The organism is Marinomonas sp. TW1, assembly GCF_001625355.1.
Classification (GTDB): Bacteria; Pseudomonadota; Gammaproteobacteria; order Pseudomonadales; family Marinomonadaceae; genus Marinomonas.
In genome coordinates this window covers 73,921-96,683 of the sequence record NZ_JSEE01000014.1, presented here as the reverse complement: position 1 = coordinate 96,683, position 22,763 = coordinate 73,921, and the positions used below count along the sequence as shown (strand labels likewise).

The 22,763-nt window shown below is 45.2% G+C and carries 20 protein-coding genes; 18 read left to right on the top strand and 2 right to left on the bottom strand.

The features are described 5' to 3' along the window. The first annotated feature begins 68 nt into the window (after positions 1 to 68). Both dnaB and OA79_RS13790 read left to right on the top strand, forming a co-directional pair. Entirely contained in the window at positions 69 to 1,445 is a 1,377-nt protein-coding gene (gene dnaB, locus OA79_RS13795) for a replicative DNA helicase (RefSeq protein ID WP_063333818.1), read from the top strand. A 73-nt stretch (positions 1,446 to 1,518) separates the two neighbouring features. Further along, complete coding sequence (locus tag OA79_RS13790) at positions 1,519 to 3,081, top strand: methyl-accepting chemotaxis protein (RefSeq protein ID WP_063333817.1); 1,563 nt, start codon at positions 1,519 to 1,521, stop codon at positions 3,079 to 3,081. Positions 3,082 to 3,156: 75 nt separating this feature from the next. Here the strand turns inward: OA79_RS13790 and bioA are convergent, their stop codons facing one another. Both bioA and OA79_RS13780 read right to left on the bottom strand, forming a co-directional pair. Beyond that, positions 3,157 to 4,443: an adenosylmethionine--8-amino-7-oxononanoate transaminase gene (gene bioA, locus OA79_RS13785; protein WP_063333816.1), complete on the bottom strand. Its 1,287-nt coding sequence runs from the start codon at positions 4,441 to 4,443 to the stop codon at positions 3,157 to 3,159. Between the two features lie 335 nt (positions 4,444 to 4,778). Next, positions 4,779 to 5,270, bottom strand: a complete 492-nt coding sequence (locus tag OA79_RS13780; RefSeq protein WP_231908876.1) for a ComF family protein — start codon at positions 5,268 to 5,270, stop codon at positions 4,779 to 4,781. 290 nt (positions 5,271 to 5,560) lie between these two features. Between OA79_RS13780 and bioB the strand changes: the two genes are divergently transcribed. From bioB to OA79_RS13700, 16 genes are all read left to right on the top strand, one after another. Further along, positions 5,561 to 6,631: a biotin synthase BioB gene (gene bioB, locus OA79_RS13775; protein ID WP_197465398.1), complete on the top strand. Its 1,071-nt coding sequence runs from the start codon at positions 5,561 to 5,563 to the stop codon at positions 6,629 to 6,631. Continuing rightward, positions 6,615 to 7,796, top strand: a complete 1,182-nt coding sequence (gene bioF / locus OA79_RS13770) for an 8-amino-7-oxononanoate synthase (RefSeq protein ID WP_063333814.1) — start codon at positions 6,615 to 6,617, stop codon at positions 7,794 to 7,796. Before bioB ends, bioF begins: the two co-directional genes overlap by 17 nt. A gap of 12 nt (positions 7,797 to 7,808) precedes the next feature. Then, positions 7,809 to 8,612 carry an alpha/beta fold hydrolase gene (locus tag OA79_RS13765; RefSeq protein ID WP_063333813.1) on the top strand — a complete coding sequence of 268 codons (804 nt, stop codon included), beginning with the start codon at positions 7,809 to 7,811 and terminating at the stop codon, positions 8,610 to 8,612. After that, a complete protein-coding gene (gene bioC / locus OA79_RS13760) occupies positions 8,596 to 9,408 on the top strand; it encodes a malonyl-ACP O-methyltransferase BioC (RefSeq protein ID WP_063333812.1) in 813 nt (270 codons plus the stop codon). The genes OA79_RS13765 and bioC overlap by 17 nt, the downstream gene beginning before the upstream one ends. A 12-nt stretch (positions 9,409 to 9,420) precedes the next feature. Beyond that, positions 9,421 to 10,101 carry a dethiobiotin synthase gene (gene bioD, locus OA79_RS13755; RefSeq protein WP_063333811.1) on the top strand — a complete coding sequence of 227 codons (681 nt, stop codon included), beginning with the start codon at positions 9,421 to 9,423 and terminating at the stop codon, positions 10,099 to 10,101. Positions 10,102 to 10,191: 90 nt separating this feature from the next. Then, the gene (locus tag OA79_RS13750; protein ID WP_063333810.1) at positions 10,192 to 10,662 is read left to right on the top strand and encodes a helix-turn-helix domain-containing protein; all 471 of its coding nucleotides are present in this window, start codon (positions 10,192 to 10,194) and stop codon (positions 10,660 to 10,662) included. Further along, the gene (locus OA79_RS13745; protein ID WP_063333809.1) at positions 10,662 to 11,816 is read left to right on the top strand and encodes a sensor histidine kinase; all 1,155 of its coding nucleotides are present in this window, start codon (positions 10,662 to 10,664) and stop codon (positions 11,814 to 11,816) included. Before OA79_RS13750 ends, OA79_RS13745 begins: the two co-directional genes overlap by 1 nt. A 1-nt stretch (position 11,817) precedes the next feature. Then, positions 11,818 to 13,167: a sigma-54-dependent transcriptional regulator gene (locus OA79_RS13740; RefSeq protein ID WP_063333808.1), complete on the top strand. Its 1,350-nt coding sequence runs from the start codon at positions 11,818 to 11,820 to the stop codon at positions 13,165 to 13,167. A gap of 66 nt (positions 13,168 to 13,233) precedes the next feature. Further along, positions 13,234 to 13,596 carry a flagellar hook-basal body complex protein FliE gene (gene fliE, locus OA79_RS13735; RefSeq protein ID WP_063333807.1) on the top strand — a complete coding sequence of 121 codons (363 nt, stop codon included), beginning with the start codon at positions 13,234 to 13,236 and terminating at the stop codon, positions 13,594 to 13,596. Positions 13,597 to 13,623: 27 nt separating this feature from the next. Further along, positions 13,624 to 15,297, top strand: a complete 1,674-nt coding sequence (gene fliF / locus OA79_RS13730) for a flagellar basal-body MS-ring/collar protein FliF (protein WP_063333806.1) — start codon at positions 13,624 to 13,626, stop codon at positions 15,295 to 15,297. Further along, positions 15,297 to 16,310, top strand: a complete 1,014-nt coding sequence (fliG, locus tag OA79_RS13725) for a flagellar motor switch protein FliG (RefSeq protein WP_063333805.1) — start codon at positions 15,297 to 15,299, stop codon at positions 16,308 to 16,310. The genes fliF and fliG overlap by 1 nt, the downstream gene beginning before the upstream one ends. Before the next feature lie 7 nt (positions 16,311 to 16,317). After that, complete coding sequence (locus tag OA79_RS13720; RefSeq protein ID WP_063333804.1) at positions 16,318 to 17,121, top strand: FliH/SctL family protein; 804 nt, start codon at positions 16,318 to 16,320, stop codon at positions 17,119 to 17,121. A 2-nt stretch (positions 17,122 to 17,123) separates the two neighbouring features. After that, positions 17,124 to 18,455: a flagellar protein export ATPase FliI gene (gene fliI / locus OA79_RS13715; protein WP_013795338.1), complete on the top strand. Its 1,332-nt coding sequence runs from the start codon at positions 17,124 to 17,126 to the stop codon at positions 18,453 to 18,455. Between the two features lie 54 nt (positions 18,456 to 18,509). Further along, the gene (gene fliJ, locus OA79_RS13710) at positions 18,510 to 18,944 is read left to right on the top strand and encodes a flagellar export protein FliJ (protein ID WP_063333803.1); all 435 of its coding nucleotides are present in this window, start codon (positions 18,510 to 18,512) and stop codon (positions 18,942 to 18,944) included. A 45-nt stretch (positions 18,945 to 18,989) separates the two neighbouring features. After that, positions 18,990 to 20,876 carry a hypothetical protein gene (locus tag OA79_RS13705; RefSeq protein ID WP_063333802.1) on the top strand — a complete coding sequence of 629 codons (1,887 nt, stop codon included), beginning with the start codon at positions 18,990 to 18,992 and terminating at the stop codon, positions 20,874 to 20,876. Between the two features lie 9 nt (positions 20,877 to 20,885). Beyond that, on the top strand, positions 20,886 to 22,763 hold the full coding sequence (locus tag OA79_RS13700; protein ID WP_063333801.1) for a hypothetical protein: 1,878 nt from the start codon (positions 20,886 to 20,888) through the stop codon (positions 22,761 to 22,763).

Here is a 22,763-nt window from a genome sequence, read left to right as displayed (position 1 = left end):
CCCTTTTTTTGTGGCCGTGATAAGCTAAACCCATTGTTTTTTGACCTTTTATAGATGGATATTGTTGCGTGCAATTAGATGATTCTGAAGTGGCTTCTATTAAGTTGCCTCCCTATTCGGTAGAAGCTGAACGTTCTGTCGTTGGCGGTTTGATGTTGGACCCGCAGGCTTGGGAAAAAGTGTCCGAGCTGGTCATTGCTGATGATTTTTATCGTCCTGAGCATAAGCTGATCTTTGCGGTGATAGCTCGGTTAGCGGATGAATCTGAACCGGTTGATGTGGTGACCATTGGTGAGCGCTTAGATAAGCGAGGGGATCTTGAAGCAATTGGTGGGATGGCTTATCTGATTGAGGTGGCCGAGGCGACCCCCAGCGCCTCCAATATTGCTTCGTATGCGGATATTGTGCGCGAGCGTTCAATCTTGCGGCGTTTGATTTCGACCACCAATGATATTTCCTCTCGTGCTTTTCATCCTGAAGGGATGACAGCAGCGGAAGTATTGGATGAGGCGGAACGTAAGATTTTTCAAATTGCCGAAGGGGGTGAGAAAAAAGGCGGTCCACGTATTGCTTCTGATATTTTGAGTGCAACGGTTGATAAAATTGATGAACTTTATCATCAAGACGGTGCGATCACTGGACTCAGTACTGGTTTTACCGATTTGGATGCTATGACCGCAGGTTTGCAACCTGCAGACTTGGTTATTGTGGCGGGACGACCATCTATGGGTAAAACGACCTTTGCGATGAACTTAGTTGAAAATGCCGCGATGATCAGTGATCTTCCTGTTATTGTGTTTAGTTTGGAGATGCCTTCAGAGTCCTTGATGATGCGTATGTTGTCGTCGCTAGGGCGAATTGATCAAACGCGTATGCGTTCGGGACAGTTGATTCAAGAAGACTGGGATAAATTGATGTCTGCAGTGAAAATGCTGAAAGACAGAAAGTTATTCATTGATGATACGGGTGGTATTAGTCCGACTGAGATGCGATCTCGCGTTCGTCGTATTGCCCGAGAGCATGGAGGTGTGGCCATGATTATGGTCGATTACCTTCAATTAATGCAGATTCCAGGTTTTACTGAAGGTCGAACGAATGAAATTTCTGAAATATCTCGGTCTTTAAAAGCCATAGCCAAAGAAATGGATTGCCCTATGGTGGCCCTTTCCCAGCTAAACCGTAGTTTGGAGAACCGCCCCAATAAGCGCCCAGTTAACTCGGATTTGCGTGAATCCGGAGCGATTGAGCAGGATGCGGATGTGATCTCCTTTGTATACCGTGATGAGGTGTATCATGAAGATACGCCACATAAAGGAATTGCCGAAATTATTATTGGTAAGCAACGTAATGGGCCAATTGGTACTTGTCGCTTGGCCTTTGTAGGTAAGTACACTCGCTTCGAAGACTTAGCGCCAGATGCTTACCGTGATTTTGATGACGAATAATGTGTGACTAAGAATGAGCTTGGATGCGATGGCTCGCATCTTAAAATAATAACGATTAGGTCGAGGATGATGTATGCGTAAGATGCCTGTAACTGGAAAGGAAAATGATTTCCCTGAAAGCGATGTTTTAGTATCCAGCACGGATGTGAAAGGGCGAATTACCTTTGTTAATGATGCGTTTTGTGAGGTGGCGGGTTATCAGCAAGCGAGCCTTATTGGTGCGCCTCATAATTTGATTCGACACCCAGATGTGCCATCTGCTGTGTTTGCTGATATGTGGGCGAATCTAAAACAGGGTCGCAGTTGGATGGGGATAGTGAAGAACCGTTGTGAAAATGGCGATCATTATTGGGTGAGCGCTCACGTGAGTCCCCTGTTGGATGGCAGTAAAGTCATTGGTTATGAATCCGTCCGTCGAAAAGCGACGAAGGCTGAAAAACAGCATGCTCAATCCATTTATGATCGAATTAATGCGGGAAAAAGTCTTTTACCTTGGTCTACTAAAGTGGCCTCACATTTGGCGAATGCGAGCTGGCCTGTGTTCTTGTGTTTCCTATTATTGGCTTGTGCTGGTGTGTTGTCTGGAAATCTATTTTATCAGGTGTTAGCGCCTCTATTGGCCTTGTTGGGAGCGGGGTTGGTGTTTCTTCAAAGTCAGTCTGTTAATGAGTTGGTTGCTTTGTTATCTGAAGAGTCGAAGAATCCGATTGGGCAGTATCTGTATTGTCGCTCTGTGGGGGCCAAGGCCGCCATTCGCTTTGATAAAATTCATCAAGAAGCGGCCGGCCATACATTTCGTTATCGTCTGAAAGAAGGGGCGAATCAATTAAGTAAGCGGGCTTCGGACGCGAAAGCCAGCGTGACCACCAATTTGACGAACTTTAACAAACAGCGTGGAACGTTCCAAGACGTTGTGGCAGCAAGTTCACAGCTGCTTTCTAGTGTGACTCAAGTGTCATCTCATATTCAGGTGGCCGTTGAAGCGACAGAAGCGGTCGGCAGTTTAACACTGGAAAGTCGTCACCTTGCGCAGCAAACAGGCACTACGATTGGTCAGGTTTACCAAGAGGTGGCTGATGCCAAACAAGTGGTTTCTGTGTTATCTGAGCAAAGCGATAAGATTAACGAGTTAGTTCATTCGATTAGTGATATTGCTGAGCAGACGAATCTATTGGCATTAAATGCGGCGATTGAGTCGGCTCGAGCTGGCGAAGCGGGACGAGGCTTTGCTGTGGTAGCGGACGAAGTGCGAGCCTTGGCCATTCGCACGCAAAATGCGACACAAAGTATTCATAGCATGACAGAGGAATTGAAAAAGAAAACCTCTGATGTCACGTCGACCATAGATAAAGGCGCTTTAGTGGCCCAACAAGGGGTTGAGAGCGTGAATCAGGTCGCCGAAAAAATGAGTGAAATAGAGGCATCTATTCAGCGTGTAGTAGAGATGACCGCACAAATTAATGTTTCTTCAGAAGAGCAAGCCGGAGTGGCGCGTAACTTAAACGACAAAATGGAAGTGGTTGATGAGTTGAGTGTTAACAGTATCGAGCGAGCTGAAAATATTGTGTTGAATATTACTCATATTGAAGAAGAGGCTTATGAGCAAGGTAATCTTGCTGAGCGCATGAAGCAATAGAGGTTTTTAGAGTTAACATCAGTCTGAATGAAATAGCCCTTTGCTTGAAGTGATTCGCAAAGGGCTTTTTTTATTCTATTGATTGAGAATGGTGTGGATGGCTTGTCCCAGCTTTTGAACGTTTTGCTGGCTGATGACATAAGGTGGCATTAGATAGATGAGTCTTCCAAATGGGCGAATCCAAACGCCAAGTTCAACGAACTTAGGTTGTATTTCGTTTAGGTCGATTGGCTCATGAAGTTCGACGACGCCAATGGCACCTAAGCAACGGACATCTTTGACAGGGTCTAATGACAAACAAGGTGAGAGCGCTTCATTAAGCCAGTCTTCAAGTTGGGCAACGGTTTGGCTGATGTCAGTAGAGTCTAGTAAGGATAAGCTGGCGTTCGCGGCAGCACAGGCTAAAGGGTTAGCCATAAAGGTTGGCCCGTGCATGAATACTCCGCCGTTTTCGCTAATGCCAAGGGCCACTTTATCGTTAGTTAAAGTGGCGGCTAAGGTCATATAGCCCCCCGTTAGGGCTTTACCAACACACATAATATCAGGGCAAATGTTGCTGTGTTCGGTGGCAAAGAGTTTTCCCGTTCGGCCAAAGCCTGTGGCAATTTCATCAAAGATCAGCAAGATGTCGAATTCGTCACAGAGTGAGCGAATGTGATTGAGATAATCTGGATTGTAAAAGCGCATGCCGCCGGCGTTTTGTACAACAGGCTCGATGATGAATCCGGCAATGTTTTGATGGTTTTCTGTTAGCACGTGGCGGATTTCAGCAAGGTATTTTGGGTCGACTGGCGAGTGTATGCCCGTTGGTGGTGGAGAGATAAAATGTTGTTGGGTGAGGGCACCTGAGAATAGATTGTGCATGCCATTTTCAGGGTCGCAAACTGACATGGCTGCGAACGTGTCGCCATGATAACCGCTTCTTGGTGTGACAAAGAATTGTTTGTCGGCTTTGCCTTGGGTATGCCAGTATTGGATCGCCATTTTTAAAGCCACTTCCACAGAAACGGAGCCCGAGTCTGAGAAAAAGACTCGTTGTAATGGCTCTGGCGTTATTTCGATCAGTTGTTTGGCGAGCTGAATAGCCGGTTTGTGTGTTAAGCCACCAAACATGACATGGGCAAACTGACTTAACTGAGCTTGTATGGCTTGGTTCATGGTTGGGTGATTATAGCCATGAATGACACTCCACCAAGAAGACATGCCGTCAATGAGAGTTTGACCATTGCTTAAGGTGATTTCACAACCTTGGGCGCTGTCGACCAAAAACTGTGGGCTTGGGTGGCTCATAGAGGTGTAAGGGTGCCAGAGTAGTTGTTTGTCTAGTGCTAAATAATCTTGTTGTGATAGCTCATCTTGCATAATGTGACGCCTTTATGGATTCTGCGGGCATACTAAACAAAGCCAATATAAATGACCAGAGGTTAGGGAAGGTGTGAACAAGTCCTCTTGCCTCAGCATGTGGATAAAAGCCTGTTATTCAAGGCGAGTGCCGAATGTGAAATAGTTGGCCTATTGTTGAGGCACTCAACAAAGAATAACAGTCTTTTAGACCATGCTCTGCGGGTCTTTCAGAGAAAACGTCCAACTGCGTTGCGACTCTTTGAAAGGTACCTACATTCCTTCAGAATCGCGCCTTATGTGACGATTTCTCTAAAAGACTGAGTCTTAGTAGACTTATTCGCACCTTCCTTAGGTTAATGAGGTTTGTCTGGTGTTCTGGCAATGACCCAAACATCAATGCGTTTAGCGCCGGCTTTTAATAGTTGCTTGCAGCAGGCTTCGATTGTGCTGCCTGTTGTCATAACATCATCAAATAACGCCACATGTTCCGCAATCTGACCTTGTATCTGATAGCTTTTGTTGGGGGCGGTTAATCGAGCTTTACGAGGCAGGGTGTGTTGCGCTTGGCTGTGTATCATCTTGATGATCGGGTTTGTCTTGGGAAGGTTTGGTGTCGCTTTTCCGAGTATTGGTTGAAGTTGTTTGTGCAGCTGCTTGGCCATAAGTTGAGTTTGGCAAAAGCCTCGTTGTCGAATGCGCTTGGGGTGGCTTGGGACAAAGAGCAGTTGTTGTGGCCAGAGACGAGATTGATATTCGGATACTAAATGTTGACACATGCGTTCTGTCAGTGGGCGAATAAAATGCCCGCCATGGTTAAATTTAATCTGATGGATAAGGGTTCTCATGGTGCCGTTAAATAGATAAGGAGCAACGCAAACTTGATAGCTTGGTTTGTTGCGTTGGCACTGTCCGCAGATCAATTGTGTTTGGTTGCTGGGGCGTTTACATTGCTGGCAACAAATTAGGTTTGGGTTAAGGCCTTTTTGGCAGTGATGGCAAAAGGTGTGTTTGCTAGAGGATTGGCATAAATAGCACTGTCTAAAAATCAACCTGTAGTAAATCTCTTTAAATTTTGTAGTTGACAGCAATTTCCAGTCCATTAGTATTGCTCCATTATTTCATGTTCGAGGGTATTATGTCTGTTTCAAACACCGCTTCAATGAATTCTTCTGGTCCACGTTTTGATTGGACCCATGCAGAGATAAAAGCTTTATTTGATCTTCCGTTCATGGATTTGATGTTTCGTGCTCAGACCGTCCATAGAGAAAATTTCGCGCCTAATGAGGTTCAGGTAAGCACCCTTTTATCCATTAAAACAGGTGCTTGTCCGGAAGACTGTAAATATTGTCCGCAAAGTGGTCACTATAATACAGAGCTTGAAAAAGAGAAATTAATGGAAGTGAGAAAGGTGCTTGAAGAGGCCGCTCTTGCAAAAGAAAAGGGTGCCAGTCGTTTCTGTATGGGCGCGGCTTGGAAGCACCCTTCGGAAAAAGATTTTCCTTACGTATTGGAAATGATCAAAGGGGTTAAGTCTCTTGGTTTAGAGTCTTGCGTTACCTTAGGTACGTTGAATGATGATCAAGCTAAACGTCTTTCGGATGCCGGTTTGGATTATTACAATCATAACTTAGATACTTCAGCGGAATATTACGACAGCATTATCACGACTCGTAGTTATCAAGACCGTTTGGATACTCTTTCTCGTGTCCGTGATTCGGGCATTAAGTTATGTTGTGGCGGCATTATGGGGATGGGTGAAGAGCAAAAGGATCGCGTTGGATTGTTGCGTCAATTGTCGCAAATGCAACCACACCCAGAAAGTGTGCCAATCAATATGCTGGTAAAAGTAGAGGGCACACCGCTTGAGAATGTAGATGACTTAGACACATTTGAATTCATTCGCACCATCGCGGTGGCTCGAATCATTATGCCTAAATCTCATGTGCGTTTATCGGCTGGCCGCCAAGGAATGAATGAACAGACACAAGCGTTATGCTTCATGGCTGGTGCAAACTCCATTTTCTATGGCGAGAAACTGCTAACCACAGGTAACCCTGAAGCAGATAAAGACATGGCGTTGTTTGCAAAATTGGGTATCAACCCAGAGAAGCGAGAAGAGCATTCTGACGAAGCGGTGGTCGAAGCCATTGCGGCTCAAGTCGTCAAACAAGAAGATGCTAAGTTTTTCTATGAAGCCAGCGTTTAATACGCCTTCATGGGTGTTGGCGGCGCTTGATGAACGGCGTCGTCAAGACCTGATGCGTCACACGGTTACCTTAGATAGTCCTCAAGTTCCCCATACTCAAATCAATGGTCAGCCTTATACTGCGTTTTGCTCTAACGATTATTTGGGGTTGGCAAATCATCCTTCATTAATTCGAGCCATGCAGCAAACGGCTGATGAATATGGTGTGGGTGGCGGTGCCTCACATTTGGTGGCAGGGCACCTTACTCCTCATCAAAGACTGGAAGACGCTTTGGCTGAATGGCTTGGGTATGAGCGTGTTTTGTTATTTAGTACGGGGTACATGGCCAATCTCGGGGTTATCTCTGCCTTAGCGAATAAGCAACGCCCTGTCATTCAAGATAAATTAAATCATGCTTCTTTAATTGATGGTGCTCAGTTAGCGCAGGCGCCAATGCGTCGCTATCTTCATGCCAACCCTTTGAGTGCTAAAAAGTTGATGGCGAAATCCGAGCAAAGTGGGTTGTTGGTGACGGACGGCGTTTTTAGTATGGATGGAGACATGGCGCCTTTATCTGAGTTGTCGGCTTTGGCTTCTTTGTATGATTGGACTTTTATGGTTGATGATGCGCACGGATTAGGGTGTTTGGGGAAAGAGGGGCGAGGTAGTTTAGCTCTATCCGCTTTAGGGATGGCTCAAGTCCCGTTGTTAATGGGGACGTTTGGTAAAGCATTTGGAACCTCAGGAGCTTTTGTCGCGACGACACAGGATCTCGCGGACTACTTGACTCAGTTCGCTCGCCCTTATGTGTATACCACGTCAATCTCTCCAGCTATGGCTGGCGCAAGCATGGCTGCATTACAGCTGATCTGTTCTCAAGAAGGGGAAGATCGGAGAGCGAAATTGACTGGGCACATCGATTATTTTCGTCAGCGTATGTCGGATTTGCCGGTTGAGTTGATGGCGTCTGAAACCGCTATTCAGCCAGTTGTGATAGGCGATAGTTCGGCCGCCTTGGCGGTGAGTGAGCAGCTTAAAGCATTGGGGATCTGGTGTACTGCGATTCGGCCGCCGACTGTTCCAAATGGTAAGGCGAGATTGAGAATTACCCTGAGTGCTGGACACTCAACGCAAGATTTAGTGTTATTATGTGATGCACTTGAGCGAGTATTAACAGCTAAATAATTGAGGGGCAACATGCGCACACCTATTGAAACGGAAGCTTTCGGCGACGAGTCTAACCAAGCGATATTTATGGTGTCTGGTTGGGCCATGCCAAAAGAGGTAATGGCGAATTTTGCGCGCCGCTTGAGTGAGCGTTTCTATGTTGTGGTCGCGAACTTGCCTGGAATTTCTCTTGATGAACAGTGGATCTCTCGTACTCGCATTGGGCCAAATTATGATATTGATGCGTTGACTGAGCAGTTTATTGATATAGCACCGAGCAATGCTTGGTGGTTGGGGTGGTCTTTGGGAGGGATGATCTCAACTTATGTCGCGGCTCGCCGTTCTAGTTGCGTTAAGGGGCTTATTACCGTTTCCAGCTCCCCTAGTTTTGTGCAGCGAGAGGCTTGGTCTAATGCTATGTCAGACGCGGATTTTGATGCCTTTGCTGCTTTAGTTGATGAACACCCAGAGCAAGGTCTTAAGCGTTTTGTGATGTTGCAGGCTAAAGGAGCACAGAACGACCGTCAATTGGTTAAGCAATTGCAATCCTTATTGCCTGTCGCTACGTTGAATCAGGCGGCTTTAATTGGTGGTTTGCGTATGCTTAAGTCACTTGATGTGCGTCGTGAACTGTCTTTATTGGATAGACCAAATTTACACATATTTGGTGGTAAGGATGCGCTCGTGTCTGCGCAATGTTTAGAGCAGCAGACGGACGTAAACCCTCTACAAGAGACTTTGATTATGCCAAATTGTGCCCATCAAGCGTTTCTGGAAGAGGAAGAGGCTTGTGTGCAAGCGGTTGAAAACTTTATAGATGCTAATAACTCCTAACCTTTCTTCGGCAAGCGCCTATAAACGGCAGCTTGCAAAGCGTTTTGATCGTGCTGCTTTGTCGTATGATGCTTACGCTCAGTTCCAATTGGATGTTCTCAACAGGTTGCTACTTTGTTTCCCAGATTCTCCAACCCATACCATTATGGACTTAGGGACGGGAACTGGCTTGGCTTTGCCATCGTTAATGACCAAATGTGCGCCAAAGCATTGTGTGGCTCTCGATTTGTCTCCGGCTATGTTGGCGGTGTCACGTGCTCGTATGTCTGATGATTATCCAATTCATTATGTCTGTGCTGATGCGGAAACCTTTCCTTTTGCTGCAAGCTCTTTTGATGTGATTTTTTCCAGTTTGGCGATTCAGTGGTGTTTGCAACCGGAAAGTTTGTTTCGTTCCTTGTTTGCGGCTAGCCGTCATGAAGGGCGTTTGGTTTTCTCGACCTTATTAGTGGGTTCTATGCCGGAGTTATCGACCGCTTGGTTAGGTGTGGACGGACGTGAGCATGTTCATCAGTACATCACTGAAGAAACGTTAAAAAAACAGCTCTTAGACGCATCATGGCAAATTGAGTCATTATCCGTCGAGCGGGTCGAAATGTGGTTTGATTCGCCTGACGCCGCGGTGGCGTCTTTAAAAAAGGTTGGCGCTAGTCTGATTTCAACGCAAAAGCCGCAAGCAATATCACCTTCTACTTGGAAGGCTTTTTTGCAGCAGTATGAAAAACAGCGTCAAGTGAAAGGCATTCCATTGAGTTATCAGGTGGCATTTGTTGTCGCCCGTAAGCAGGTTAGCTAGATCGAGGTGGTTGTGAGAAAACGATTTTTTGTTACTGGAACGGACACAGATGCAGGTAAAACTTACTTTACCGTAGGTTTATTAGCGGCCGCTCAAAGAGTGGGGCAGAAGGCGATTGGTTTAAAGCCTGTGGCGGCTGGAGCTGAATTAATTGATGGTGTAAAACGCAACGATGATGCTTGGAGAATTCAACAGGCTAGCAGTGTTTCATTGGCTTATGAGCAGGTTAATCCGGTTTTATTGGAGGCTGCTATTGCGCCTCATATTGCTGCGCAACAAGAAGGGCGACTCGTCACTTCGTCACGGTTGGAAGGTTTTATTAAAGGGGCCTTGTTAACATCGCATGATTTGGCTTTGGTTGAAGGGGCTGGTGGTTGGCGCGTGCCTTTAAATGATAGAGAGCTTTTGTCTGATGTGGCGAAATCAATCGGTTTTCCTGTGATTTTAGTGGTTAACATGAAGCTTGGCTGTATTAATCATGCTTTGTTAACGGCAGAATCCATTGTTCGAGATGGATTGAGTCTGGCCGGATGGGTTGCTAATACGGCTGGGCCGGATAAGATGGCCTGCTATGATGAGAATTTAGCGACCCTGCAGACTATGTTGTCGGCGCCGTTATTGGGAACCTTGTCTTGGTGTGAAAATGAACAAATGGCACAAGCAGAATTTGATAACTTGCTATCCGCATTATAAATTTCCCTTCAAAGCTTGAAAGTCTTGGATAAACACGCATTAATACTAACTATATTAATGCGAAGATACAGTAACGGTTGAGGTGGTAAGGTGAAAGCTTGGTTATGTGGTTTAGATGACGACGAAATTTCCAGTGTTTCCAGTATACTTACTTTTATCGGTATCGAGCACAGTACCTCTTTAACGGCCTTTCAATTACCTGATTTTGTGGTTCTCGGAAGTCAAGTTCAGTCATTTGAACTGGATGAAATGGTGCCGGTAATTTCATTGAGTCATTCCTTAATTGCGCCTGATGGTGAAAACGTATGGTTGTGTCCTTTGCCTTGGCGATCTCAAGCCCTGTCTTCTATATTAAAAGAAATCAAACAATTACATACTTTTCCGCAGGCATCAGGCGTCAATTTGAATCTGCATGTTCGACATTTAGAAGCGTTATTAATTCGTCAGGCTTTGGTGTCAACCCAAGGGGTGGTTTCTAAAGCGGCGCAGAATTTACAAATACAACGTACTACTCTAATCGAAAAAATGCGTCGCTATAATATTGACAAATCGGAGTTTTAGTGACTAAAGATGAAGAAATAGCGGAGCTTAAAGCCGCTTTTAAGGCGTTTTCTGAGTCTTCGGATGTGTTGGCGAAATCTTACTTGGACCTACAGCAAGAGGTGGTTCGTCTGCAAGAGCAGTTGCAGAAGTCAGAGCAAGATAAGCGCCAAGAACAAGATAAAAATCGAGTGTTAGTTCTGCAGTTTCAACAACTGTTTGAGTCCATGCCGGTGGGAGTTTTGCTGTTAAATGAAGAGGGTGTCATTGTGATGGCGAATCCGGTGGCCGAGCGTTTGTTTAATTTGTCTTTGATTGGTGAAGCTTGGGGAGAGATTGTGCCCCGCAGTTTTCGCCCACAAGAAGACGATGGTCATGATGTGTCTATGGTGACGGGGCGCCGCGTACGGGTAGAGACCGCGTCACTGGGCAATGTGCCTGGTCAGTTGGTGATTCTAGTGGATTTGACGGAAGCCTACTTTTTACAGAAAAAGCTTAATCATCATGAGCGGTTATCGAATATGGGAAAAATGGTGGCGGCATTAGCGCACCAAATTCGAACGCCATTATCGTCAGCCTCACTGTATGCAGGGCATTTACAGAAAGCCGATTTAGCCCCAGTGATGCGACAAACGTTTGCCAATAAACTGGCGGATCGATTAGGAAATATTGAAAAGCAGATCCGTGATATGCTGATTTTTTCTCGCAGTGAAATTAAGTTAGATGAAACCATTCTATTGAATGATTTTGCTGCAGATCTAGTCTCTCAGTGCGAAGAGGTGTGCGAGCAAAAAAATGTCACGTTGGATTTATCTGGTCCTGAATTTGCTCACAACGAAGTCATTCAGTGTAACAAAGAAACCTTGCTGGGAGCGTTATTGAATCTGCTAAACAATGCCATTGATTCACAGCATTCAGGCAGTAAGGTTCGATTGTCTTGGCGCACGGTGGGAGCAAGCGCCGTATTTGTGTTTAAAGATCGTGGTGTTGGCATGTCAAAAGAACAGTTGGAACATGTTCAAGAAGGTTTTGTCACCACTAAGCAGCATGGTACTGGGTTGGGGTTGATGGTTGTAAAAGCCATCGCCAGAGCACACCATGGGCAGTTTGAAATTGATAGTATTGAAGGGGCTGGGACAACGGCCAGTTTAACCATTCCTCTCGTAAGGGTATAGCATGTCGGATGTGAAATTATTAATTGTTGAAGATGACAAGGGATTGGCGGAAGCGTTAGAAGACACGCTCATGCTAGCAAGTTACCAATGTAAAATGGTGTACAGTGCTGAAGAGGCTGTCATTGCCTTAAAACACAGTCAGTTTGATATGGTGGTGTCGGACGTTAATTTACCCGGTATGGATGGTTACGGGCTGTTGCATCATGTGGTAGACGCTTATCCTGAACTGCCGATTATGTTGATGACAGCGTATGGTGACATTGCTCATGCCGTTGAAGCCATGCGTGATGGTGCGGTGGATTACCTTCTTAAACCGTTTCAAGAAGAAGAGCTGTTAAATGCCATTGCCAAATATACCGTGAAGCAGGCTTCATCTTCGACGAGTCAACCTATTGCAAAAGACTCCGCGAGTTTGGCGTTGCTGGATTTGGCAAAGCGTGTTGCCGTAACCGACTCTACCGTATTGGTGTGCGGTGAAAGTGGCACAGGTAAAGAAGTGTTGGCGCATTATATTCATAATCAATCTGGTCGTCGTAATGCACCCTTTGTTGCCATTAACTGTGCAGCCATTCCAGAAAACATGCTAGAGGCTATTTTATTCGGTTATGAAAAAGGGGCCTATACAGGGGCTGTTTCCTCTCAAGCGGGTAAGTTTGAGCAAGCCAATGGCGGCACTTTATTGCTGGATGAAATCACTGAGATGGATGTTGGTCTGCAGGCCAAGCTATTGCGAGTATTGCAGGAACAAGAGGTGGAGCGGCTTGGTGGTAAGAAGTCGATCCCGCTTGATGTGCGTATTATTGCCACCACGAACCGAGATTTGGCTGAATATGTAAAAGACGGTGGTTTTAGGGAAGATTTGTATTATCGTTTGAATGTTTTTCCGCTGCGCTGGTTGCCCATTCGAGAACGGAAAGGGGATATATTGCCGATTGCAGAACATTTGTTGCATAAACATGCCACTAAGATGCGTATATCCGCAGCGACCTTGAAGCCTTCAGCCCAAAGTAAATTGGAAGCGCATCCTTGGCCGGGGAATGTTCGAGAGCTGGATAATGTGATTCAAAGAGCGTTGATTTTAAGCCCTAATGGACAGATTCATGACGAGCACATTGCCTTTGATATGATGGGCGGCACACCGCCTCCAAGTGAGCCGGTTGTCGAAGAGGAAGAAAGTGCCGCGTCGATTTTGGGTAAAGGGGTGCAACAACACGAATTTAGGATTATTGCTCAAGCTTTGATCGACGCAAATGGCAAGCGTAAAGAGGTTGCTGATAAATTAGGGATTAGCCCTAGAACACTGCGATACAAAATCGCTAAAATGCGAGAAAGTGGTATAGACGTCGATTGATTTTTGTATCTTGTTTTAATTAGCTTTATGCTAAGCTTATGAAATGTGATTTTTTAGGTGAAGAGCATGATTTCGGGTCGACCGGATATTAATCAAGTGTTATCCCAAATGAGGGATCTCCGCTCGCAGGTTCAGGCGCCTGGTTCGGCGGTGTCTGATGTTGCAAAGGCTGCTGGCAATGTGGAAGCTGGTCAGGCGGTTGAACGTGCTGATTTTGCTGAGATGTTGAAAAGTGCCGTTGATAATGTAAATTCGTTACAACAAGATGCGACGCAATTAGCCCAATCTTATGAGCGCGGTGACGAAGGGGTGGATTTGCCTCAAGTCATGATTGGTCTACAAAAGTCCAGTGTCTCTTTTGAGGCGATGACTCAAGTACGAAATAAACTTGTAGACGCGTACGAAAAAATCATGAACATGCCGATTTAGGCTAGATAAACCGCTTGGCGCTTTTTAATGGATAATGTCCCTGCAGAACAATCGGAGCGTAAGCTCTATTTAGAATTAGTCACAGGCTTTAATAAGCTAACGGTGATACGTCAGTTGGCCTTAATGGTCGGCTTGGCTGCCTCTATAGCAATTGGCTTGGCGGCCGTGTTATGGACTAATGGTCCAGACTATAAACCTGTCTTAAGTAGCATTACAGATTACAACGCGGATCAGATTGTTGAAATCCTGAGTGTTAACAATATTCCCTTCAAGTTAGATGAAAATACAGGCGCTTTACTGGTTGAAGCCGATTACTACCATCAGGCCCGATTAAAATTAGCGGGATCTGGGATAGTGTCAGACAATATTGTTGGTCTGGAAATCATGGACCAAGAACAGGGTCTGGGCACCTCTCAGTTTGTTGAGACAACTCGTTATCGTCGTGGTCTAGAAGGCGAGTTGAGTCGAACCATTTCCAGTCTGCAAAGTATTAAATCCGCGCGAGTTCATTTGGCGATTCCGAAAGAATCTGTTTTTGTGCGGGATACGAGAAAGCCTTCTGCCTCTGTGTTTCTTGAGTTATACCCAGGGCGACGTCTTGATCGTAGTCAGGTCGATGCGATTGTGAATTTAGTGGCATCAAGCATTTCACAGCTAAGTGACAAAGATGTCACTGTGGTAGATCAGCGTGGCACCTTGTTGACGGAAAAAGACTCGAATTCAGAATTGTCTGTGGCTGGCAAGCAGTTCGACTATGCTCGTAAAGTGGAAGATGTGTTGCTGCAACGAGTAAATAACATTCTTGGCCCTGTGGTAGGTCAAGGTCGTTTTAAAGCGGAAGTGTCGGCCGATGTGGACTTTACTGCGATTGAAAAAACCGATGAGCAATACAACCCAGATTTATTAGCATTGCGAAGTGAGCAAACGCTCAAAGAGAATCGCAGTGCTGGCGTTTCGGCCAGTGGTATACCAGGTGCATTGACGAATCAACCGCCAGGGGCTGTCTCGGCTCCGGAAGCGGTGGATGAAAATGGTGCGCCAATTGGTGGGAATGGTGCCGCTGCTAATGGTCAGTCGCGCGAAGAAACGACGCGTAACTTTGAGCTGGATCGCAGTATCAGTTATACCAAGCGCCAACAAGGTACGGTTCGACGTTTATCCGTCGCTGTAGTGGTTGATGATTTAGCCAGTTTAGATGCGGATACATCAACCATAGTGCGAACACCTTGGAGTGATGACGAACTGGGTCGTTTGACCTTATTGGTTCGTGACGCTGTTGGTTATGATCCTTCACGCGGGGACAGTGTCAGTGTGATTAATTCGCCTTTCGCACTTCCTGACCCGGAAGAGCCTGTGATTGAGCCGCCGTTCTATAAACAAACTTGGTTCTTGAATTTACTGCAGCCTACTTTGGTTGGTGTGTTTGTATTGATTCTTTTACTGATTGTGGTTCGACCAATATTGAAAACCCTCAGTGAGCAAAACAAAATTGCAGTTGCAGAGGACACAGAAGCCGCTATATTCTCAGATGAGACAGATGAAATTTCAGACGATCAAGTCTCTCTCGTCAGTGCTGAGGATATTCTCGTACCAGGTTCCCCTGAGAAAATTGATCGTCAACTTAATGCGATACGCGGTTTGATTGCCGAAGAGCCTGAACGTGTAGCGCAAGTTGTTAAACAGTGGGTAATGGAAAGTTAATGAGTGATACAGGCCAAGGTGCAGATTTAACCTCAGTTCAAAAAGCCGCAGTGCTATTAATGTCGCTGGGGGAGTCTGATGCTGCTCAGATTCTGAAACACATGGGGCCCAAAGAAGTCCAAAAAATTGGTCAGACCATGGCTCAGTTAGCCAATGTTCAACGTCATCAAGTCGAAAAAGTCCTAGATGATTTTTTGGTGCTGGTTGGCGATCAGACTGGATTGGGACTTGGTGCAGACGGCTATATTCGTAATATGCTTCGTGAGGCGTTAGGTGAAGAAAAGGCCGGCAGTTTAATTGATCGAATTTTATTGGGCGGTAATACCACCGGCTTAGATACATTAAAATGGATGGAATCGAGAGCCGTTGCCGATGTAATTCGTTATGAGCACCCGCAGATCCAAGCCATTGTTATTTCCTATCTTGACCCTGACCAAGCGGCTGATATTTTAGCTAACTTTGATGAGCGGGTGCGTTTGGATATTGTGTTGCGGGTAGCGGCACTTGAAACAGTTCAACCAGCGGCTCTGCAAGAATTAAATAACATTCTAGAACGTCAATTCTCCGGTAATAATTCAACACAATCGACGACCATTGGTGGGGTTCGTACCGCGGCGAACATAATGAACTTCATTGATAGTTCTGTTGAGACCGAGCTGATGGAGTCTATCCGAGATGTGGATGAAGACCTTGCCAATACCATCCAAGATTTGATGTTTGTGTTTGATAACTTATTGGAAGTCGACGATCGTGGTATTCAGGTTATCTTGCGTGAAGTGGAATCAGAGACATTGATTTTGGCGTTGAAAGGGGCAGATCCCGATATGCAAGAAAAGATCTTCAAAAATATGTCCTCCCGAGCTGCGGATATGCTGAAAGACGACTTGGAAGCCAAAGGCCCTGTTCGTGTGAGTGAAGTGGAAGTGGCACAGAAAGAGATTTTGGCCGTTGCTAGACGCCTTGCTGATAACGGTGAAATCGTTCTCGGCGGCGGTGGCGAGCAGATGGTTTAATTAGAATATGTCTGACAAGGATAATAAAGAAGAGCGTAAGTTAACGGCTTACGAGCGTTGGGAGCTCCCCCATTTGGAAAGCTCCGATGTGAAAGAAACAACGGGTCCTGCCATACTGGTGCAAAAAAACACCGTGATGACCTCGGAAGAGGTCGATCAAGATTCGCTGATCTATGAGCCTCTTACCGCCTCTCAATTGGAAGAAATTCGTGCCGCTGCTTATGATGAAGGCTTTATACAAGGCGAAGAAGAAGGTCATAAGAAAGGCTATGAGGGTGGTTTTTCAAAAGGCGAAGTCGATGGTTATGAGAAAGGCCAAGCCGATGGTTTAGCGGCGGGTATCGAAGAAGGTCGTCAGCTGGCACAAGAAGAAGCAAAAGTTCAGTTTGCTCAAGTGGAGCAATTACTTCAAGCCGTTACCGCTGAGATTGCTCAGCCGTTGGAAGCCAGTCGAGCCGCTGTTGAAAATTTGCTCTATCAAACCATGGTGCGAATGGTTGAAAATGTCTGTCTTAGCAAAATGCAGGAAGATGGTCAGGCCGCTCTAAAAGAGCAGTTGGTCAGAGTGTTTGATGAAATTGGTGAGTACGAAGGTCGTATCCGCATCCGTTTGAACTCCGGTGATATCGCAGTATTAGATGCGATAGGAGTGAGGGATAGGCTCACAATACAGATAGAAGAAGATGATGCCATGGTCAGTGGTGGTTTTGTTTTAGATTCGAAATCTTTTCATATAGACGGACGTGTAGAACAACGCTTAGCCGCGGTTTACGAAGAGCTCCGTCATCTTACTTCGGTTGAGCAGGACTAATTGTGCCCACTCTTGAGGAAAGACTTGCCAAATTAAATAACGCCTTCACTTCCCCTTATCAGCCTCAGTTGGAAGGTAAGGTAACGCGCATGGTTGGCTTAACTATGGAAGCGGTTGGTTGTGTCGTGGCGCTGGGAGACCGATGTGCTGTTCAGGTTGGTAAAGAGCGTTGGGTGGAATCCGAAGTGGTTGGTTTCACCGGAGATCTAACCTATTTGATGCCAACGGAAGCCATTGAGGGCATTTCACCTGGTGCTCGTGTTCGCCCTCTATTAGACGAAAGTAAAATGCCGGTTGGAGATGAATTGCTAGGGCGTGTTGTCAACGGCTTAGGTAAGCCTTTGGATGGTAAAGGGCCGATTAATACGCAAGATTCAGTTGGTCTTCATGGCGGCATTATTAACCCTTTACAGCGTAAGCCCATCACCGAAACGTTGGATGTGGGTATTAAAGCTATTAATAGCTTGTTGACCGTGGGCAAAGGCCAGCGGCTTGGTTTGTTTGCTGGTAGTGGTGTGGGTAAGAGTATTTTACTTGGTATGATGACGCGTTTTACCGAAGCGGACATTACCATTGTCGGGTTGATTGGTGAGCGTGGACGAGAAGTTAAAGAGTTTATAGAGCAAATTCTTGGTGAAGAGGGATTGGCTCGCTCAGTGGTTGTCGCTTCACCTGCCGATGATTCTGCTTTAATGCGACTTCGGGCGGCCATGTTGGCGACTCGCATTGCGGAATACTATCGCGATCAGGGAAAGAATGTTCTGCTTTTGATGGACTCTTTGACTCGTTACGCACAAGCCCAGAGGGAAATAGCCTTATCGGTTGGGGAGCCGCCTGCAACTAAGGGGTATCCGCCTTCGGTTTTTTCGAAATTACCTCAGTTAGTTGAGCGTGCCGGAAATGGGCATGAGGGCAGTGGTTCCGTTACCGCTTTTTACACTGTATTGACTGAAGGTGATGATCAGCAAGATCCGATTGCCGACGCTTCACGAGCGATTTTGGATGGTCATATTGTATTGTCGAGACGTCTTGCAGAAGAAGGCCATTATCCTGCCATTGACATAGAGGCCTCGATCTCTCGTGCAATGCCACAAATCGTTAGCGAAGATCATTTGTACGGCGCCATGCGAGTGAAGCAGTTGTATTCCAAGTTTCAACAAAATCAAGATATTATCTCAGTCGGTGCTTATGCTCAGGGCAGTGATCCAGATTTGGATCAAGCCATTGTGCAAATGCCAGAAATACGCAGTTTCTTGCAGCAAGCATTAGGAGAGAGTTTTACCATAGATCAAAGCTTAGAGGCTTTGGTAACGGCGATGACCAAAGGGCAGTAGACGTAAGCTTGTAAAAACGTCTACTATTTATTGAGTAAAATAAATAGGTTGCTCATGAAGAAATCTCATCGGATGCAAATATTGGTCGATCTTGCCAAACGCAAAGAGGACTCGGTAGCTCAGCAATTGGCAAGGGATAAGGCCAAGGTGCAGCATGACATGCAAAAACTGGCTGAACTCAAAGAGTACGCTCAACAATATGAGTCTGAGCGTAACTTGCTTGGCCTAAGCCCATATTTAACAACCAATTATCAACACTTTGTCGATCGAGTGCAGCAAGCCATTGCTCAACAAGAGGCGGCGGTTGGGCGAGCTGAGCAACAAGCAGACATGAGTATGCGTTTATGGTTGCAAGCTCGTTCTAAAACAAAAAGTATGGATGTGCTAAAAGAAAAAAATATAAAAATTGAGCAAACCATCGAAGATAAAAGAGAGCAGCGTCAAAGTGATGAATTCGCCATGCGGCGTTTTTTTGATGCAAATCGATAGCGCAAAACCGGTCTGAGAGGATAATGACTATGGTTAGGACTTGCTATGTCAGAATGTGATTTAGGGAACATGGATATTTCTTTCCCTATGGCTGACATTGAGCGTGCTGTTGTTCGTTATGCCATCACACCTCGTTCTTCTTTGTTGAGCTTGCGGTCATCTTTGGATTGTTTTGCTCTCAAGGTTGCGGATCTTGATCTACCATTATTTCATCAGCGTATTACCTCACTTCAGCGTCTTGTGACGCAATTAATCACTTCAGGCTCACCTTATCGATCTGACTGTCAGTTGGTGATGTTAACGGCAAGCGATGCGTTATTTCAGCTAGCAATAGCCGCGCCATTGGGACGAGACTATTTGCAAGCGCAAAGTCATGCCTTGTCCGAACATCAGCCTTGTTGGCAACAGCTTAATAACCTGCTATCTCAAATTGAATTAGTCACTGAAAAATATCGTTTTGAAGGGCGTATAGCGTCTTCTTCACAAGTGTCAATAGAGCCATTGCTTCGTGCGCTGGCAGAGTTTGGTCAGGTGTCTTTTCAGGTAGAAGAAATTGATGAGGAAGGATTGAGTGGTGTGTTTTACTTGGACTCCACTCAAGCGATGGCAAGGCTTAATGAGCAATTTCCGCAATTAAGTTGGCGTCAGTGTGAATCTGCGCCTGATGAGCTATCTGACGATCTTTCTCCTTCTTTGAATAGTGCTCCTTCTCACGTTAATGAGCAGATGCTGTCATTAATGAGGTCTGGCTTTCTGTCTTGGTTCCAGCTAAAAAAATTGTCTTATTCAGAGCGCGATCAGCTTTTGAACTATTATGAAGAGATGATGAAAGAAGCTTTTTATCGGCCTTTCGCGAATTGTTTCGCGCTTGATGATGTGGCGAGTGGTGAACGGGGAGAGGCAGACAGACTTGTTCCTGGCGTGGCGCTTGAGAAAATTGCCTTGTCGGTAGGAGAGCACGCTTATCCGCTTCGTTTTGGTGGTTGTTACTATGCTGTTGTTAATTCGAGTGATGGGCGGCCACAAGAACCTTATTTTAGTGCGTGCTTAGGAGAAGACATATTATTAAGTACGCTCTATCAAATTAACTATTTGTCACATACTTATGTATTTGATCAAAACGAGAGTTTTTTTCATAAAGTGACTTGGGAAGAACTGATTTGGCGTGATGGCACGGCGTATGTTGAGCTGACATCGGGTCATGAAGCTCAATTGCTTTTATCATTGGATGTCTTTACTGGTTCGGATGCTGCCTGTTTGTTATTTGATCAAGAAGGCCAGCAAGATGTTCTGGTTGTTGCTGTGGCTGGCAATCATGTAGCGATTCCTTTTTGCTCTGTGCGTCGTTTAGAGGCCTTTCCATTGCTTGTTAAGCATAGGGTTCAAGGCATAAAAAATATTTGGCAGGATAAATCTGGGCAATTGCTACTTGAACCTTGGTTGAGTGAAATTGATCAGGAAAAGTTGCAAAAAATAAGGACTGAAGCGGTTTCGAGTATCGTCAAGAAGGGGTATTATTTGGGGCGAAGCCAAAAGGCTTGTTTGATTGTGTCTGCTGAATTGGTGGTGGACGTCGTCGCCAATAAAATGCCTGCTTCCTTCTTCTTTGTTGACGAGTCGGGACGAGAAGAACGGTCTTTTTTGGCAAATCGGAATCAATGCATTGAACTGATTGCCATGAATACATTAGAGTCAGGGTTTAGAGAAACAAACTCACGGCTCGGTTTTTCTGTTATTCTTGAAGCTGATTGTGTCTCCGTTGCATTGCAGTTTGCTTCTTTTGATTGGTATGAAGAGTCGCCATCACTTGAGCTAGGGAGTGGCCGCGAGCTTAGTAACAACCTAGAACATGAAGGTTTTGTTGTGCTAGATAGAAAAAACTATTTGTCTTTTGTCACTGATCATTTGTCATCAGTGCCAGCTTGTAAGTGATTATTAACTATGAATACATTGCATTCACCGTTCGGTGCGCCGCGAAAAGAGTTAATTAATGGGCTGCAGAAAACAGTCGTGATTTTACTGTTCTTTCTGTTGTTGGCTTTTGCTGGTCTGTATTATTTGATGAATAGCAACTTGCAGCAACAAAATGCCAAACAAGAACAGCTGTCAGAGCTGTTAGGTTTAGTGCACAGCGCTGAAGAGCATTGGTTGGAATGGCTATTAATAGAAGACCTTAATGCCATTGATAGTAACTTGGATACCTCGCCTGCAAGTCATTACCATCAATTATTAATCAGTGAATATAAGCTCATTCAAGATCAGCTTAGTACGTTTTATGATGCTCAAAAAGTCGACTTATCGAGTGCAATGATGTTGTTGACTCAGTTTTCTGGTCGAGAGTTAGACACTTACCCTCTTTCTAATACAGAGCGTATTCAGGCTTATCAAGAGTTCGAGAATCTAGAAGCCTTGGGTGACCAATTAGTGCAAATTGGAGTCGCGCTGGATTATCAGCGTGAGTTATTTGTTGGTCGAATGGTCTGGGCTCCAGTAGGTTTATTTGTCGTGATTGTGCTCGTGGTCATTGTACTTGCTGCCCGATTAAGTCGTCAGCTGACATCTGGCTTTGCGACCATTCATCATGTCATCGATCACAGGAAGCATGGTCATGCCTCTGTGTTACCAGAGCGTCCTTTGGTTGATGAGTTAACGGACTTGAGTCATTTGATCGATCATGAAATCTCTTCGCGAGATATGGACATCCGTCAGCAGTTAGGTCGACTGTCATTAATTGATGAGGCTATGTCGGTCATTGAATTGCCATTTTTTATGGTGAATGAAGAGCGTGATATTGTCTGGCAAACCCATGGCGCTGAGCGATTATGGAATAAAAACACTCCGTTCTTTGAATCTATGTTTGGTATCGATCCAGGGCTGGATTCCCCTGTTGGAGAGCAAGTCGCGGAATCTATCTTGTTGTCTGATGAGCCATTAAGATTATCGTTGTCTGATGGTGTGTATGAATTAACGGTAAGGCAATTTGATGTCGAGAGTGAAGAGACTCGTATGCGTTACTTGATTCAGATTCAGCATAAATCAGAAACCGCTGAGTTTGATGTTTTGTTCAACAGTTTAAAACTCATGTCTAAGGATGTCTGGGATGCGCCGATCCGTCTTGCTCGTGATAACTCACTTTATGCTCCTTTTGCGCAATCTCTAGAGCAAATTCGCATCAAGGTGACAGATATTCTTCGTGCAAGTAATAAGTTCGTGATGACTACAGATCAGGCTGAAAAGATTACTAAATTACAACAAATAGCATCCCTTATTGACGCAAAAACAGACCACAATGATTCTGTAGAAGAAAGCACTTCATCGATTGTCCCTATATCAGTATCTGAACTGAATGTGCGTCAAGTGATGGATCTTTCAGATCAAATTCAAGATTCTCTGCTGTTAGGGTATGAGATGATTATTCAGCGTTTGTTGTTGGTGGAAAAAGATTTGTCCTCCAACGTTATTTTGCTAGAAAGTGTGAGCCGTTGTCTGAATGAGGTTAGAGCGGGTGTATTATCTAGCTTGGCAGCCAGCGAAGGGGAAAGTGATGCAATTCGTCATCGTTTCGCCATTGATCTTGATCATGACATAAGTGAAGTTCAAGGTCAGGTGCAAGAAATGTCCTCTTTGATCGGAACGACCTTATCTTTGCTCGAATCTGATCGAAGTGTCGGAAATGCTAGGCTAATAAGAGTTCGAGAAACCGTTGAAGACATCGTTAAACGAATTGAAATAATAACGACCGAACCATCGACAGAGTTAGAAGATAAGAGTCCAAAAACAGTCGATGTTGATTTAGATGAAGAATGGGAAGAGTGGTAG